Annotated in this window: 16 protein-coding genes; 7 read left to right on the forward strand and 9 right to left on the reverse strand. The window is 72.0% G+C overall.

All coding sequences use genetic code 11. The features are described 5' to 3' along the window. Positions 1 to 2: 2 nt before the first annotated feature. From ygfZ to AC3X7R_RS02830, 3 genes are read right to left on the reverse strand one after another with little or no spacing between them, the layout of a single operon-like run. Positions 3 to 950 (reverse strand): CAF17-like 4Fe-4S cluster assembly/insertion protein YgfZ, encoded by a 948-nt coding sequence (gene ygfZ, locus AC3X7R_RS02820; protein WP_489964037.1) that lies wholly within the window; start codon positions 948 to 950, stop codon positions 3 to 5. After that, the gene (locus AC3X7R_RS02825) at positions 919 to 1,356 is read right to left on the reverse strand and encodes a Fur family transcriptional regulator (protein WP_489964038.1); all 438 of its coding nucleotides are present in this window, start codon (positions 1,354 to 1,356) and stop codon (positions 919 to 921) included. The genes ygfZ and AC3X7R_RS02825 overlap by 32 nt, the downstream gene beginning before the upstream one ends. A 7-nt stretch (positions 1,357 to 1,363) precedes the next feature. Further along, on the reverse strand, positions 1,364 to 1,858 hold the full coding sequence (locus AC3X7R_RS02830; RefSeq protein WP_489964039.1) for a heme-binding beta-barrel domain-containing protein: 495 nt from the start codon (positions 1,856 to 1,858) through the stop codon (positions 1,364 to 1,366). A gap of 67 nt (positions 1,859 to 1,925) precedes the next feature. Here AC3X7R_RS02830 and AC3X7R_RS02835 point away from each other — a divergent pair, with 67 nt between their 5' ends. Then, complete coding sequence (locus tag AC3X7R_RS02835; RefSeq protein ID WP_489964040.1) at positions 1,926 to 2,561, forward strand: hypothetical protein; 636 nt, start codon at positions 1,926 to 1,928, stop codon at positions 2,559 to 2,561. Positions 2,562 to 2,604: 43 nt separating this feature from the next. Then, complete coding sequence (locus AC3X7R_RS02840) at positions 2,605 to 2,967, forward strand: DsrE family protein (RefSeq protein ID WP_489964041.1); 363 nt, start codon at positions 2,605 to 2,607, stop codon at positions 2,965 to 2,967. Between the two features lie 190 nt (positions 2,968 to 3,157). Here AC3X7R_RS02840 and AC3X7R_RS02845 read toward each other — a convergent pair whose 3' ends face one another. After that, positions 3,158 to 3,991 carry a beta-keto acid cleavage family enzyme gene (locus tag AC3X7R_RS02845; protein WP_489964042.1) on the reverse strand — a complete coding sequence of 278 codons (834 nt, stop codon included), beginning with the start codon at positions 3,989 to 3,991 and terminating at the stop codon, positions 3,158 to 3,160. 59 nt (positions 3,992 to 4,050) lie between these two features. Between AC3X7R_RS02845 and dtd the strand changes: the two genes are divergently transcribed. Beyond that, complete coding sequence (gene dtd / locus AC3X7R_RS02850) at positions 4,051 to 4,476, forward strand: D-aminoacyl-tRNA deacylase (protein WP_489964043.1); 426 nt, start codon at positions 4,051 to 4,053, stop codon at positions 4,474 to 4,476. A gap of 13 nt (positions 4,477 to 4,489) precedes the next feature. Here dtd and AC3X7R_RS02855 read toward each other — a convergent pair whose 3' ends face one another. Further along, positions 4,490 to 5,677, reverse strand: coding sequence for an oxygenase MpaB family protein (locus AC3X7R_RS02855; RefSeq protein ID WP_489964044.1), 1,188 nt, complete (start codon positions 5,675 to 5,677; stop codon positions 4,490 to 4,492). A 127-nt stretch (positions 5,678 to 5,804) separates the two neighbouring features. Between AC3X7R_RS02855 and AC3X7R_RS02860 the strand changes: the two genes are divergently transcribed. The 4 genes from AC3X7R_RS02860 (at position 5,805) to AC3X7R_RS02875 (ending at position 10,490) form a co-directional block, all read left to right on the forward strand. Then, the gene (locus AC3X7R_RS02860; protein ID WP_489964045.1) at positions 5,805 to 7,979 is read left to right on the forward strand and encodes an RNA degradosome polyphosphate kinase; all 2,175 of its coding nucleotides are present in this window, start codon (positions 5,805 to 5,807) and stop codon (positions 7,977 to 7,979) included. 88 nt (positions 7,980 to 8,067) lie between these two features. Next, a complete protein-coding gene (locus AC3X7R_RS02865; protein WP_489964046.1) occupies positions 8,068 to 8,685 on the forward strand; it encodes a DUF47 domain-containing protein in 618 nt (205 codons plus the stop codon). Positions 8,686 to 8,689: 4 nt separating this feature from the next. Continuing rightward, the gene (locus AC3X7R_RS02870; protein ID WP_489964047.1) at positions 8,690 to 9,685 is read left to right on the forward strand and encodes an inorganic phosphate transporter; all 996 of its coding nucleotides are present in this window, start codon (positions 8,690 to 8,692) and stop codon (positions 9,683 to 9,685) included. Positions 9,686 to 9,719: 34 nt separating this feature from the next. Then, positions 9,720 to 10,490 carry a CDP-alcohol phosphatidyltransferase family protein gene (locus AC3X7R_RS02875; RefSeq protein ID WP_489964048.1) on the forward strand — a complete coding sequence of 257 codons (771 nt, stop codon included), beginning with the start codon at positions 9,720 to 9,722 and terminating at the stop codon, positions 10,488 to 10,490. Between the two features lie 42 nt (positions 10,491 to 10,532). On the opposite strand, the gene AC3X7R_RS02880 is transcribed toward AC3X7R_RS02875, so the two are convergent. From AC3X7R_RS02880 to pstC, 4 genes are all read right to left on the reverse strand, one after another. Next, on the reverse strand, positions 10,533 to 11,525 hold the full coding sequence (locus AC3X7R_RS02880) for a DUF559 domain-containing protein (RefSeq protein WP_489964049.1): 993 nt from the start codon (positions 11,523 to 11,525) through the stop codon (positions 10,533 to 10,535). 263 nt (positions 11,526 to 11,788) lie between these two features. Further along, positions 11,789 to 12,568 carry a phosphate ABC transporter ATP-binding protein PstB gene (gene pstB, locus AC3X7R_RS02885; protein WP_489964050.1) on the reverse strand — a complete coding sequence of 260 codons (780 nt, stop codon included), beginning with the start codon at positions 12,566 to 12,568 and terminating at the stop codon, positions 11,789 to 11,791. A 42-nt stretch (positions 12,569 to 12,610) separates the two neighbouring features. Further along, entirely contained in the window at positions 12,611 to 13,744 is a 1,134-nt protein-coding gene (gene pstA, locus AC3X7R_RS02890; RefSeq protein ID WP_489964051.1) for a phosphate ABC transporter permease PstA, read from the reverse strand. A 1-nt stretch (position 13,745) separates the two neighbouring features. Continuing rightward, positions 13,746 to 14,678, reverse strand: a complete 933-nt coding sequence (gene pstC / locus AC3X7R_RS02895) for a phosphate ABC transporter permease subunit PstC (protein WP_489964052.1) — start codon at positions 14,676 to 14,678, stop codon at positions 13,746 to 13,748. Positions 14,679 to 14,717 lie beyond the last annotated feature (39 nt).

Here is a 14,717-nt window from a genome sequence, read left to right on the forward strand (position 1 = left end):
GGTCAGCGGAGCTTGGGCCGCACGTGCAGCCCGACCTCCGGGTCGACCACGACCTCCTGCGTCGCCGGCATCTCGGCCACGCTCAGCTGGGCGTCGACCGGCACGTTGCGCTTGAGCATGGCCAGCCCGATCGGGCCCAGCTCGTGGTGCCGGGCGGAGGAGCCGACGAACCCGACCACCTTGTCGCCGTGGCTCACCGCCGCCCCGATCTCCGGCAGCCTGTTCTCGGTGCCGTCGAGGTGGAGCAGGGTCAGCCGACGCGGCGGGCGCCCCAGGGTGTGCACCCGGGCGACCGTCTCCTGCCCGCGGTAGCAGCCCTTGTCCAGGTGCACCGCGGAGCCGATCCAGCCCGCCTCGTTGGGGATCGTGCGGTGGTCGGTGTCGACGCCGAAGCGCGGCTCGCCGCGCTCGATGCGCAGCGCGTCGTAGGCCCACAGGCCGCACGCCGGCCCGGCCGCCTCGGCGTACGCCGTGAGCTGGTCGCGCGGCACCAGGTCGAAGGTGCCGCCCCCGGCCGGGCGCCACATCACCGCGAGGTCGTCGGCGGGCGTCACCTCGACCCGCATCATGAAGCGCATCCGGTCGAGCCACTGCACCAGCGCCTCGCCGGCGCCCGGCTCGGTGTGGGCCAGGAAGGTCTCGCCGTCGTCGACCCCGTGGAAGTGGTGCTCGACGTGGCCCTGGGGACTCAGCACCAGCGCCTGCGTCGGCGTCTTGGGAGGCAGCGCCTCCAGATGCTGGGTGGTCAGCGAGTGGAGCCAGGTCAGCCGGTCGGGGCCGGTGACCCGGAAGACGTCACGGTGGGAGAGGTCCACGAAGCCGTCGCCCGAGGCGAGGGTGCGCTGCTCCAGGTTGAAGGAGCCGTAGTGCGCGGCCACCGGAGCGTCGACGCCGTCGCCGCTCACCGCCCCGAGCAGGTCAAGGAACGGGCTGGTCGTCGCCGTGCTCATCACAGTCCTCACATCGTCCGAAGATCGCCAGGTGCCCGACGTCCGTCACGAACCCGTGCCGGGCCCGCAGCAGGCCGAGGAACTGCTCGGCCTCCTCAGGGTCAACCGAGGTGACCTTGCGACAATTCCGGCACACCAGGTGGATGTGCTCGGACTCCCTGGTCGAGTGGTAGGTGGGCGCCCGGTCGCTCAGGTGCGTGTGCCGCACCAGGCCGAGCTGCTCGAGCACGTCGAGCGCGCGGTAGACGGTGGAGAGGTTGGCCGCCCCGCCGACCTGGTCGCGGATCTCGTCGGGGGTGGCGTGGCCGAGCTCCTCGACGGCCTCCAGCACCAGCCGGCGCTGCGGGGTCAGCCGCAGGCCGCTGCCGCGCAGCGCCTCGGCGAGGTGGTCGGAGCCCGCCGTCATCGCCCGGTCACGCCCGCTTCAGGCGCGCCCACAGGTGAGGCTGCAGCGCCTGGCCCACCGCAGCCATGTCGTAGGCGTAGAGCAGGTCGCCCTCGACGTTGCCGTAGAGCCGCTTGCCTGCGGTGACCTCCTTGGCCGACTCGGTGCGGACCACGGCGTCGGTGGTCAGGTCGAGCTTGCCGCCGGTGGCCTCGCCGTACCAGACCTCGACGAAGCCGGTGTTGTGCGCGAGCAGGAACTCGACCTTGCCGGGCTCGGGGCAGCGCAGGAAGCCGGTCTCGATGGCGCCGTCACGGACCTTCTCGCCGTTCTCGTCGAGGACCCAGGCACGCGACATGTAGTGGAAGAAGGGGCGGCCGTCGTGGGTGAAGATCAGCTCCTGGCCGAACTGGAACTTCTCGATCGTCGGGTAGTCGCCGTGGCCGTTTCCGCGCCAGGTGCCGAGCAGCCAGGCGACCGGGCCGCAGTTGGGGTGCAGGTTGTCGGGGAGCTCGAACGGCATACCGCCACTGTAGTGCGGCGCCCGGCCGCCCGGTTTGGCAGACGGCCCGCGGGGCATACCCCTGGCCATGCGACCGACGCCGACGCACCGCCCGCGACGCCCCCGGCGGCGCACCGGCGCCCTCTCGCTCGCCGCGTGCACCCTGCTGCTGGCAGGGCTGCTGGCAGGGTGCCAGGGGCAGGCGACCGAGGAGGCGCCAAGCAAGGCCCCCGATCCGGCCTCCCCCGCCGCGACCGAGACGCCGTCCGAGGATGGTGCCGCGCCCGACGCGGCGCAGTGCCTGCTCTCCGCGGACCAGCTCGCCCGGATCACCGGGGTGACACAGGCCGCCATCGAGCCCCGCAAGCCCCGGGAGACCCTGGTCTGCGAGCCCGAGTCGGCCGACGAGCGCGGCGTGTGGATCTGGTGGTACCTCGAGGAAAGCGCCGATGGGTCTTCCCCGACCTTCGCGGAGCTGAAGGACGAGGCGGAGCTGCCCGGCGGGGAGATCGCGCGCGCCACGCTCGACGACGGGAGCGAGGCCTGGCTGGTCCAGGGCGGGTCGCAGACCCAGCCCGGCCTCCAGGTGATCGCCGCCGGCGACGCCACCGTCGTCCAGGTCTTCGCCTCGACGATGCCCTCGCCGCAGGACCCGTTTCCCCGGCAGCAGCTCACCGAGGAAGCGCTCGCCACCGCCGCCGCGCTGCTCTCGGCCCTGGGCTGAGCGGGCGGGCGACGCCCGGCGGACGCGGACCTAGAGTGGGCCCATGAGTCGCGCACTGGTCGTCAAGGTCACCTGCGGAGCCGAGGACGCCGAGCGCCTCAACCAGGCGTTCACCGTCGCCGCCGCAGCGACCGCCGCCGGCGCGGAGGTCTCGCTCTGGCTCACCGGGGACGCCGCCTGGATGGGGGTCCCGGGACGCGCCGAGGAGTTCGACCTGCCGCTGGCCACGCCGCTGTCCCAGCTGCGCGACGCCGTGCTCGGCGCCGGCACGCTGACGGTCTGCTCGCAGTGCGCCGCCCGCCGCGGGCTCGTCGAGGCCGACATGGTGCCCGGCGTCCGGGTGGCCGGCGCCGCCCTCTTCGCCGAGGAGGTCCTCGGCGAGGGCGTCCAGGCGCTCGTCTACTGAGCTCCCGGGCCGTCTCACGCGGGACGCTCGCGCGGCCTCGGGCGGACGTCATCACCGCCGGTCGCCCGGAGCCCCGCTCACGATGACGTCCGGCAGGCCCCCCGCGAGACGTCATCACCGCCGGTCGCCCGGGGCACCGCTCACGATGACGTCCGGCGGGCGCCGGCGGGTGGGGGCCGGCAGGCGGCTGCTAGGAGCGGGCTCGTACGCCGAGCAGCTCGCGCGCCGCGGCGGGGGTCATCGGCTCGCGCTGCGCGAGCGCACCGGCCGCCACGGCCCGGCGTACCAGCTGGGCGTTGGACTCCACCGGGACGCCGCGGCTGATCGTCAGCACGTCCTCCATGCCGACCCGCAGGTGGCCGCCCTTGGCGAGCGAGGCCAGCATCACCGGCAGGGTGGAGCGGCCGATCCCGGTGGCCGACCAGGAGGTGACCTCGGCCGGCAGGTCGCGGACGGCGGCGACCATGGCGTCCGCCGTGCCGTCCATGCCGCCGGGGACCCCCATCACCAGGTCGACGTGGACCTTGCCGCCGGCGGGCAGCCCGTAGCGGTCAAGCAGCCGGGTCAGCGCGTGCACCTGCCCGAGGTCGAAGAGCTCGAACTCCGGCACCACCGCCCGCTCCTGGGCCAGCTGGTAGAGCTCGACCACGAACGGCCACGGGTTGAGGAAGACGTCGTCGCCGAAGTTGGTGGTGCCCATGGTGAGGCTGCAGGAGTCGGGCTCCGCGTCGAGGACCTTGAGCCGGTCGGCCAGCGGGTCGTGGACCGAGCCGCCGGTCGAGAGCTGCACCACCAGGTCGGTGCTCTCGCGCAGCGCGGCGACCGTCTCCCGGAGTCGCCCGGCGTCGAGGGTGGGCCGGTGCTCGCCGTCGCGGACGTGCACGTGGATCATCGCGGCCCCGGCAGCCTCGCACTCCCGCGCGGTGGCGACCAGCTCCTCGGTGGTGGTCGGCAGCTGGGGGCACTCGGCCTTGGAGGTCTCGGCCCCGGTCGGGGCGACGGTGACGAGGAGGGGGCCTGGCATGGGCCCATGCTGGCAGACTCGGGGTCCACAGCCCCAGCATCGACAGGAGGATGTTCTTCGTGCGCGCCGTGGTTCAGCGAGTGGTGTCGGCTTCGGTCTCTGTGGACGGAAGAGTTGTGGGGCAGCTCCACGGGCCCGGCCTGCTCGTCTATCTCGGGGTCACCCATGACGACGGACCCGCCGAGATCACCTGGATGGCCCGGAAGGTCTGGGGGCTGCGCGTGCTGCCCGAGGAGCGCTCGGCGAGCGAGGTGGACGCGCCGATCCTGGTGGTCAGCCAGTTCACCCTCTACGGCGACGCGGTCAAGGGGCGCCGACCGACCTGGTCCGCCGCCGCGCCGGGGCCGGTCAGCGAGCCGGTGTACGACGAGTTCTGCGGCGAGCTGGAGGCGCTCGGAGCCCGGGTGGAGAAGGGGATCTTCGGCGCCGACATGCAGGTCGAGTCGGTCAACGACGGCCCCTTCACCCTGCTCCTCGAGCGCTGACCCCGGCTCCCGCTCAGACCCCGGCGGTCTCCTGGCCCAGCCGCTCCAGCTCGCGTCGGATCGACGCGTTGCCGCGCCGGAGCAGCAGCTCCCCGGTGCCCGGGAGCCGACCCAGCCCATGGGTGAGCGGGACGTTGACCGCCATCCGCCAGGCGGTGAACCAGGGCGGGCGCACCGGGAGGCCCAAGTCGCGCATCGCTCCCGGTCCGAGCAGCCCGGTCGCGGTGCTCAGCACCCGCTCCCGCTCCCAGCGGGTCGCCGCCTGCCCGCGCTCGACGGAGTCGATCGACGCGATCAGGGCCCGGGCGAGGTCGCGGGTGTTCTGGTCGGGCGGCGGGTCGGCGGCGAGGAACCGGTAGAGCAGCCGGCGGCCGATCCGCTCGGTGCGCGGCAGCCACTCCTCGTCGACCCCCATCAGCCACCCGACGTAGGACCACAGGTGCATGACCGCGTCGCCGTCGCGCCGCGAGACCCGGTGACCGAGCAGCCGGGCGTGCAGCAGGAAGCTGGTGCTGAAGACCCCCAGGGTGCTGGCCTGGTCGTACTGGTTGATCGGCGTGCCGCGCAGTCGCCAGTCCCAGTCGTCGGCGTGCTCCAGCTGGTCGTTCACCATCGCGTGCACCACCCGGACGTGGACCGCCGCGCGCCAGCCCGGAGCGCGGGCCGCGAGCCCGCCGGGCGCGGTGATCGCGAGCCACCAGGCGGTGGTCTCGGCCAGCCGCCCACCGGCGTCGGGGCCGACCAGCCGGCCGGTCCGCACCAGAGGCTCCAGCGCCGCCGCGGTCCGGTAGCCGCCGAGCAGCGAGCCGAGGCCCAGCACCCGCAGCCCGTCCACCCCGAACCGGCGGCAGGCGCGCGCGCCGCGCGCCAGCAGCTCGTCGTCGACCCAGGCGGGGCGCGGCTCCAGGGCGTCGACGAAGGCGCGCAGGGCAGCCGGCCCCTCCGGACCGACCCCGTGCTCGAGGGCGTGCGACACCTGGCCCATCGTGACGCTGCGGTCGCGCCGGATCGCCTCGACCAGCGCGGCACCCGGCTCGTCGCGGCGCAGCAGCCCCTTCTGGAGCCGCACCACGTCGGCGGGCGTCGGCTTGGCGCCGGGGCCGGCGACCAGCCGCAACGGGGCGGCCGCCCGCTCGGACCATCCCGGGTCCTGCCGGTAGCGCCTCGGGACGACGTGCTCCGGCAGCGGGTTCCTCGACATGAGGGCACCCTAGGGAGGGCCGGCGGCGCTGTCACCCGGCTCTCACCTGGCTGTCGCCCGAACGCGCGGGCCGCGGCGCGTGCTCTCGGCCACCTCCCGTTCACCGAGCGGTGCCACACTGAGGACCATGTCCTCACCGCTCCCCATCCACGTCGGCGCGGCCAGTGAGGAAGGGCCGGGTGAGTCCGAGCCGTTCGCCCACGCGCCGGACACCTTCGACGTGGAGCCGCCGTACGTCCCCGACGCCGAGACCGTCGCGGCGGTGGAGCAGTACGGCGACCGCTTCCTGGACCGCGAGCTCTCCTGGCTCCGCTTCAACCAGCGGGTGCTGGAGCTGGCCGAGGACCCGTCCGTCCCGCTGCTGGAGCGCACCCGCTTCCTGGCCATCTTCACCAGCAACCTCGACGAGTTCTTCATGGTCCGGGTCGCCGGCCTCAAGCGCCGGATCGCCGCGGGCGTCGCCGTCCGGGCCGCCTCCGGGCTGCTCCCCCGCGAGGAGCTGAAGCAGATCTCGTTGCAGGCCGGCGCGCTGATGAGGCGCCAGGCCCGGCTCTTCCTCGACGAGGTGATCCCGGCGCTGCGCGACGAGCGCATCGAGCTGGTCCGCTGGGACCAGCTGACCCGGGAGGAGCAGAAGCAGTGCAAGCGGCTCTTCAAGGAGCGCGTCTTCCCGGTGCTCACCCCGCTGGCGGTCGACCCGGCCCACCCCTTCCCCTACATCTCCGGCCTCTCCCTCAACCTCGCCGTCATCGTCCGCGATCCCGAGACCGGCGTCGAGCACTTCGCCCGGGTCAAGGTGCCGCAGATCTTCAACCGCTTCGTGCCGGTCGGCAACCAGCGGTTCGTGCCGCTCGAGGACGTCATCCGCGAGCACCTCAAGCGCCTCTTCCCGGGGATGGAGGTGGTCCGCTCCCACACCTTCCGGGTCACCCGCAACGAGGACCTCGAGGTCGAGGAGGACGACGCCGAGAACCTCCTCAAGGCCCTGGAGAAGGAGCTGCTGCGCCGCAAGTTCGGCCCCCCGGTGCGCCTGGAGATCGAGGACTCCATGGACGACCGGATGCGTGACCTGCTCGTCTCCGAGCTGGGGGTGCACGCCGACGAGGTCTTCGCGCTGCCCGGCCCACTGGACCTGCGAGGGCTGCACGGCATCGCCGACCTCCCCCGCGAGGACCTGCAGTACCCCACGTTCGTGCCCACCACCCACCCGCTGCTGGCCGAGGTGGAGTCCTCCTCCCCGGTCGACGTCTTCGACGCCGTACGCCGCCACGACGTGCTGCTGCACCACCCCTACGACTCCTTCGCCACCTCCGTGCAGCGCTTCCTGGAGCAGGCCGCCGCCGACCCGCACGTGCTGGCGATCAAGCAGACGCTCTACCGCACCTCCGGCGACTCCCCGATCATCGACGCCCTCGTCGACGCCGCGGAGGCGGGCAAGCAGGTGCTGGTGATCGTGGAGATCAAGGCCCGCTTCGACGAGCAGGCCAACATCCGCTGGGCCCGCAAGCTCGAGCAGGCCGGGTGCCACGTGGTCTACGGCCTGGTCGGCCTCAAGACCCACTGCAAGCTCGCGATGGTGGTCCGCGAGGACCCCGACGGGATCCGTCGCTACACCCACATCGGGACCGGCAACTACAACCCCAAGACCGCCCGGCTCTACGAGGACCTCGGGCTGCTGACCTGCGACGACGCCATCGGGGAGGACGTCGCCCACCTCTTCAACAACCTCTCCGGCATCTCCCGCAACGTCTCCTACGAGACGCTCCTGGTCGCCCCCGCCACCGTCCGCAGCGGACTGGTCGAGCAGATCCACGCCGAGGTCGCCCACCACCTGGCCGGCCGGCCCGCGCGCATCCGGATCAAGGCCAACTCGGTGGTCGACGAGGCGGTCATCGACGCGCTCTACCTCGCCTCCCAGGCCGGGGTGCCGGTCCAGCTGCTGGTGCGCGGCATCTGCGCCCTCCGCCCCGGCGTCCCCGGGCTCTCCGAGACCGTCCAGGTGCGCTCGGTGCTGGGCCGCTTCCTGGAGCACAGCCGGGTCTTCTGGTTCGACAACGGCGGCGACCCGACCGCCTGGCTCGGCTCCGCCGACATGATGCACCGCAACCTCGACCGGCGCGTGGAGGTGCTGGTGCGGCTGCCCGACGGCGCCAACCGGGACCGGCTCGGAGCCGTCCTCGACCTCGCCTTCGACCCCGGGACCAGTGCCTGGGAGCTCGGACCGGACGGCGAGTGGCACCGGCACCGTGGTGACGTGCATCTCCAGTCGGCCCTGATCGAGCGTCAGCGGCGGCGGCGCTGACTCCCACCCCCTCCCCCTGACTTGCAATCTGAGGACGTCGTGCCCGTAGCATGACGAGCGTTCCCGTCCTGCTCACCAGGAGTTGTCCGTGGGTTTCAGGTTCCGCCCCGTCGAGTCTTCCTTCTACGACCTTTTCAGCGAGTTCGGCACCCACCTCGTGCGAGGTGCCGACATCCTGGCCGAGATGCTGTCGGACCAGTCCGACCGTGAGGACGTCGCCCGCCGCATGCGGGAGGCGGAGCACGCCGCCGACGAGACGACCCACGCGATCATCCGCCGGGTCAACTCGACGTTCGTGACGCCGTTCGACCGTGAGGACATCTACAACCTCGCCTCCGGTCTCGACGACATCATGGACATGATGGACGAGGCGGTGGACCTGATCCTGCTCTACGAGGTGCACAACCTCCCCTCGGAGCTCTCCAACCAGGTCGAGGTCATCCAGCGCTGCGCCGAGCTGACCGCCGAGGCGATGCCGCGGCTGAAGTCGATGGCCGACCTCGACGACTACTGGATCGAGATCAACCGCCTCGAGAACACCGGCGACAAGAGCTACCGGCGGATCCTCGCCAGCCTGTTCAGCGGCAAGTACGAGGCGCTGGAGGTGCTCAAGCTCAAGGACGTCGTCGAGTCGCTCGAGGGCGCCATCGACGCCTTCGAGAAGGTCGCCAACACGGTGGAGCAGATCGCGGTCAAGGAGTCCTGACCCGATGGAGCTCGCGATCGTCATCGCGGTAGTCGTCGTTGCCCTCGTCTTCGACTACACCAACGGCTTCCACGACGCCGCCAACGCGATCGCCACCTCGGTCTCGACCCGCGCGCTGACGCCGCGGGTCGCGCTCGGGATGGCGGCCGTCATGAACTTCGTCGGGGCGTTCCTCGGCCAGAAGGTCGCCCAGACCGTCTCCGACGTCATCGACCCGGGGCTGGGCAGCCATGCCCTCACCATCGTGATGGCCGGCCTGCTGGGCGCCATCGCGTGGAACATGATCACCTGGTACTACGGCCTCCCCTCCTCCTCCTCGCACGCCCTGATCGGCGGCCTGGTGGGCGCGGCGCTGGCCGCCGGCGCCTTCGTGAAGTGGGACACCGTGGTCGCCAAGGTCGCGATCCCGATGATCCTCTCGCCGCTGGTCGCCTTCACCCTCGGCTTCGTGGTGATGCTCGGGATCATGTGGGCCGCCCGCCGGGCCAACCCCTCCAAGGCCAACCGCGGCTTCAAGATCGCGCAGACCGTCTCCGCCGCCGCCATGGCGCTCGGCCACGGGCTCCAGGACGCGCAGAAGACGATGGGCGTCATTTTCCTGGCCCTGCTCGCCGGGGGCTACGTCTCCGACGGCGACTCGCTCCCCCTGTGGGTGATCATCGCCGCCGCGGGCGCGATCTCGCTCGGCACCTGGTCGGGCGGCTGGCGGATCATGCGCACCCTGGGCCGCCGGATCATCCACCTCGACCCGCCGCGCGGCTTCGCGGCCGAGTCGGTGGCCGCCTCGGTGCTCTACACCACGGCGTACATCTGGGAGGCACCGATCTCGACCACCCACACCATCACCTCCGCGGTGATGGGGGTCGGCGCGACCAAGCGACTCTCCGCGGTGCGCTGGGGCGTGGCGAAGTCGATCCTCGCCGCCTGGGTGCTCACCTTCCCGGCGGCAGGCCTGGTGGCAGCGGTCTGCTACTGGATCGCCCACCTCTGGCTGCCGTGATTCCTCGGCCCGCCGAGCCCTCTACTCTGCTCGCATGACCTCGACGACCGGCAGGGCCTCGCCGGTCCAGCGACTCGCCGCGACGGCCGTGCACGCCTACACCGCGGTCGGCTCGGTGCTGGCGCTGCTGATGGTCCACTTCTCCTACGAGGGCCGGGTCGAGCTGGTGCTCTGGCTCTTCCTCGTCGCGATGGTGATCGACGGCACCGACGGGCTGCTCGCACGACGGCTGCGCGTCAAGGAGGTGCTCCCCGGGTTCGACGGGGCGTTGCTGGACAACATCGTCGACTACATCACCTACGTCTTCGCCCCCATGGTGCTGCTGTGGGCCAACGGCTACCTGCCGTCGGGGTGGCTCGGCGGCGTCTGTGCGGCCGTGCCGCTGCTGGCCTCCTGCTACCAGTTCTGCCGGACCGACGCCAAGACCGACGACCACTTCTTCCTGGGCTTCCCCAGCTACTGGAACATCGTGGCGTTCTACGCCGTCGTGCTCGGCCTGGGCGAGGGCACCACCGCGGGCCTGATCCTGGTGCTCACCGCGCTGGTCTTCGTGCCGGTGAAGTACGTCTACCCCTCCCGCACCCCCGCGCTCTGGGCGGTCAACATGACGCTGGCGACCCTGTGGCTGGTCCTCTTCGGCCTCATCACCGCCGACCTCCCCGACCCCCACGACCTGCTGGTCGTGCTCTCGCTCCTCTACGTCGCGTACTACGTCGCGGTCAGCCTGTGGCTCACCGCCGGCAGCGCCCGCCGTACGGTCGTGGCGCACCGCGACGCCCGGCGTACCGACCGCCAGCCCGCCTGACCCGCTCCCCCGGCGCCGCCTGCCTGGCGCCCCCGGCGGACGTCATCGTGACTGGTCGCCCAACGCACCGCTGGTGATGACGTCCCGCGGGAGGGGGCAGCCCCGCGAGGCGAGCGCGCGGGCGATCTGGCGGAAGAAGTCGTCCGGCGCCACGCGCAGGCCGAGCAGCGGCAGTCGCAGGACCAGCGCTCCGTGCATGGTCACCTCGTTCTGGCGGAGCGCATCGGGCACCACCACCGCGGCCCACTGGTGGTGCGCGCCGTCGACCTCGACGACGACCCCCCACTGCTCCCACATCACGTCGAGGAAGTGCGTGCCGTGGGCACTCCTGCGGCGCACCTGTCGTGAGGGCTCCGGCAGCCCACGGCTCCGGCACTCGCGCGCGAAGTCGAGCTCACCGAGGGAGCGCACCCCGTCGAGCAGGTCGAGCAGCAGCCCGTGGATGAACACCCTGCGCCTGTCGCGTCGTACGGCGAGCATGGCGACGCCCAGGAGCTCCGGAGTGGTCAGCCCCTGCTGGACGGCCATGGTGAGGACGAGCGCGGCCTGCTTCTCCGTGCGCGCCCAGAGTGCGGCCCGGACCGCCGCCACGTGGGGCTGGGTCCTCGGAACGCCGTGCGGCACGACGTCCGCCGCACTCCACCTCCGCGTCTGGCGCATGTCGACCCCCGGCACGCGGGTGACCAAGGCGCCCCGCGGCAGCGAGACGCGGATGCTGTCGACGTCGAACCCCTTGAGGCCGGCCGCCACGAGTGCGGAGACACCGTCGAGGCAGGCGCGGGGTCCGCCCTCCAGCACCGCGACCCACTCCCTCGCCCGGTCGTCGAGCGGTCCCGTGTGGACGGCGAGCGTCTGCCGGCCGGTACGACGCCAGCGCTCGGCACGGACCTGGGCGCGGACCTCTCCCCGGGTGACGCCGGCGGCGTACAGCTGGCGACGAGAGACGATGCCCGCCTGCGCCGTAGCCAGGGCAGCCGCGCGGCGGCGACGCGCGTGACGGGGTCGGGTGACGGGGCGCGGTCCCTGCGATGACATGGGACGAACGTGCCGGAGCCGCCGGCCGCCTCGCCGACGCGCACTCACCGCCCTGTGGATGAGTACGTCGTCCCCAGGGCGCCGCCCTCCCTGCGCCCTCCGCCCGACGCTCGGACGTCATCGGAAGCGGTGCCCCCGACCACCGCTCGCGATGACGTCTGGCGGGGAGGGGGGCGCCGACGGTGAGACGTCATCGGAAGCGGTGCCCCCGACCACCGCTCGTGATGACGTCCGGCGCGGCGGGGGGCGGGGAGGGCGGTGGGTCAGCCGAAGCGGCCGGAGATGTAGGCCTCGGTGGACGGGTCGTCGGGGTTGGCGAACATCTTCTGGGTCGGGTTGAACTCGACCAGGTGGCCGGGCTCTCCCGTCGCCTTCAGGTTGAAGAAGCCGGTCTCGTCGGAGACCCGTGCCGCCTGCTGCATGTTGTGGGTGACGATCACGATCGTGTAGTCGCTCTTGAGCTGGTGGATCAGGTCCTCGATCGCCGCGGTCGAGATCGGGTCGAGCGCCGAGCAGGGTTCGTCCATCAGCAGCACCTGGGGCTCCACGGCGATCGCCCGGGCGATGCAGAGCCGCTGCTGCTGGCCGCCCGAGAGCCCCATCCCGGGCTTGGCGAGCCGGTCCTTGACCTCGGTCCACAGGTTGGCACCGCGCAGCGACCGCTCCACGATCTCGTCGGCCTCGGCCTTCTTCATCTTGCGCGCGTTGAGCCGGTTGCCGGCCAGCACGTTCTCGTAGATCGACATGGTGGGGAAGGGGTTGGGGCGCTGGAAGACCATCCCGATCTGGCGCCGCACCTCCACCGGGTCGACCCCGGGGTCGTAGAGCGACTGGCCGTCGACCACCACCTTGCCCTCGACCCGCGCGCCCGGGATCACCTCGTGCATCCGGTTGAGCGAGCGCAGGAAGGTCGACTTGCCGCAGCCGGACGGGCCGATGAACGCGGTCACCGACCGCGAGCGGATCGTCATGTTGACACCCTGGACGGCGAGGAAGTCGCCGTAGTAGATGTCGAGGTCGGAGATGTCGATGCTCTTGGCCATCGGTTCGTCGTTCTCTCTCTGGTTCTTCGTCGGGAAAGCGGGTCAGCGGCCGGTCTTGGGGGCGAAGCGCCGGCCGATCGCACGGGCCAGCAGGTTGAGCGTCATCACGATCGCGATGAGCACCAACGCGGCGCCCCAGGCCCGCTCCCGGCCGAACTCGGGCGGGATCCCCGGCTGCATGTAGGAGTAGTAGATGAAGACCGGCAGGGTCGCCATCCGCTCGGCGAACGCGTTGAGGTTCACCGAGTCGGTGTCGCCGGCGATGATCAGCAGCGGCGCGGTCTCCCCCGCGACCCGGGCCACCGCAAGCATCACCCCGGTGACGATGCCGGCCATCGAGGTCGGCAGCACCACCTTGGTCACGGTGCGCCACTTGGCCACGCCCAGGGCGTACGACGCCTCGCGCAGCTCGTCGGGCACCAGCTTGAGCATCTCCTCGGTGGAGCGGACCACGATCGGGATCATCAGCACCGCCAGCGCCACCGACCCACCGAACCCCATCCGGACCCCGGGGCCGAAGAAGAGCACGAAGAGCGCGTAGGCGAAGAGACCGGCCACGATCGAGGGGATGCCGGTCATCACGTCGACCAGGAAGGTGATCACCCGGGCGGTGCGGGTGCCGGCGCCGTACTCGACGAGGTAGATCGCCGCCATCACGCCGATCGGCACCGAGATCGCCGCCGCCCAGGCGGTGATGATCAGGGTGCCCAGGATGGCGTGGTAGATCCCGCCGCCCTCGCCGACGACGTTGCGCATCGAGAAGGTGAAGAACTCGCGCGACAGCGCCGGGACCCCGTTGCCGATCACCTGCCACAGCAGGCTGATCAGCGGCACCATGGCCAGCCCGAAGGCGCCCCACATCAGGGAGGTGGCCAACCGGTCGCGGGCCTTGCGCGAGCCCTCCACGGCGCCGGACCAGACCGGCAGCGCGACCAGGTGGGTGACGGCCGCGACCAGCACGCCGGCGACCGGCCCCCAGCCGAGGACGACCATCGGCAGCGCTCCGACGGCGACGGCCAGGGCGAGCACCAGGGCCGGGGCCTGGGCGGGGAGCTGCGGGCGGACCAGCGGGATCGACCCGGCCGGCGCGGCGGCGGGAGCGGCGTCGCCCCCGGAGCCGGACGGCTGCGTGGCCGAGACGTCGGGCTGCGTCTTCAGGGGCGTCGGGGTCTCCATCTCAGCGACCTCCCTTCACGGCGCCCCGCGTGGCGATGAGCCGGGCGAGGAAGTTGACGACGAAGGTGACGACGAAGAGCACCAGGCCGGAGAAGATCAGCACGTTGACCCGCACCCCGGAGGCCTCGGGGAACCCGAGCGCGATGTTGGCGGCGATGGTCGACGGGTTGACCGAGGAGATCAGGTTGAAGGTGATCACCCCGGTCGCGGAGAGGACCATCGCGACCGCCATCGTCTCCCCCAGCGCCCGGCCCAGGCCGAGCATGACCGCCGAGATCATCCCGGACCGGGCGTAGGGGAAGACGGTCATCCGGATCATCTCCCATCGGGTCGCCCCCAGGGCCAGAGCCGCCTCCTGGTGGAGCGTGGGGGTCTGGGCGAAGATCTCGCGGCAGATGGCGGTGATGATCGGCAGCGCCATGATCGCCAGCACCAGGCTGGCGGTCAGGATGGACCGGCCGTTGGCCGGGCCCTCGAAGAAGGGCAGCCAGCCCAGGTGCTCGGCCAGCCACTCGTAGACCGGGTAGACCCGCGGGGCGAAGAACTGGATCCCCCACAGCCCGTAGACCACCGAGGGCACGGCGGCCAGCAGGTCGATCAGGTAGCCGATCGGCTTCGCCAGGCGCCGCGGGGCGTAGTGGGAGATGACCAGGGCCAGCGCGATGCTCAGCGGGGTGGCCACCAGGATCGCCAGGAGGGCGGCCAGCAGCGTGCCGAAGAGGAGCGGCCAGACGTAGACGACGATGTTGTCAGCGCCGATCCGCTCCGCGGGGGCGGTGATGGCCGGGACGCCCTCGATGGTCAGGAAGAGGGCGACCCCGGCCAGGGCGACCAGGATCAGGACCCCGGCGGCGCGGGCCAGCCCGGCGAAGACGAGGTCCCCCGTGCGCCGCACCTCGGTGGGGACGGCACGCTGGGTGGAGGGCGATGACACGGAGGTCCTTCCTGGTCCGATCACACGCGGCGGGTGAGG

Source organism: Nocardioides sp. Z22_16 (genome assembly GCF_058134365.1).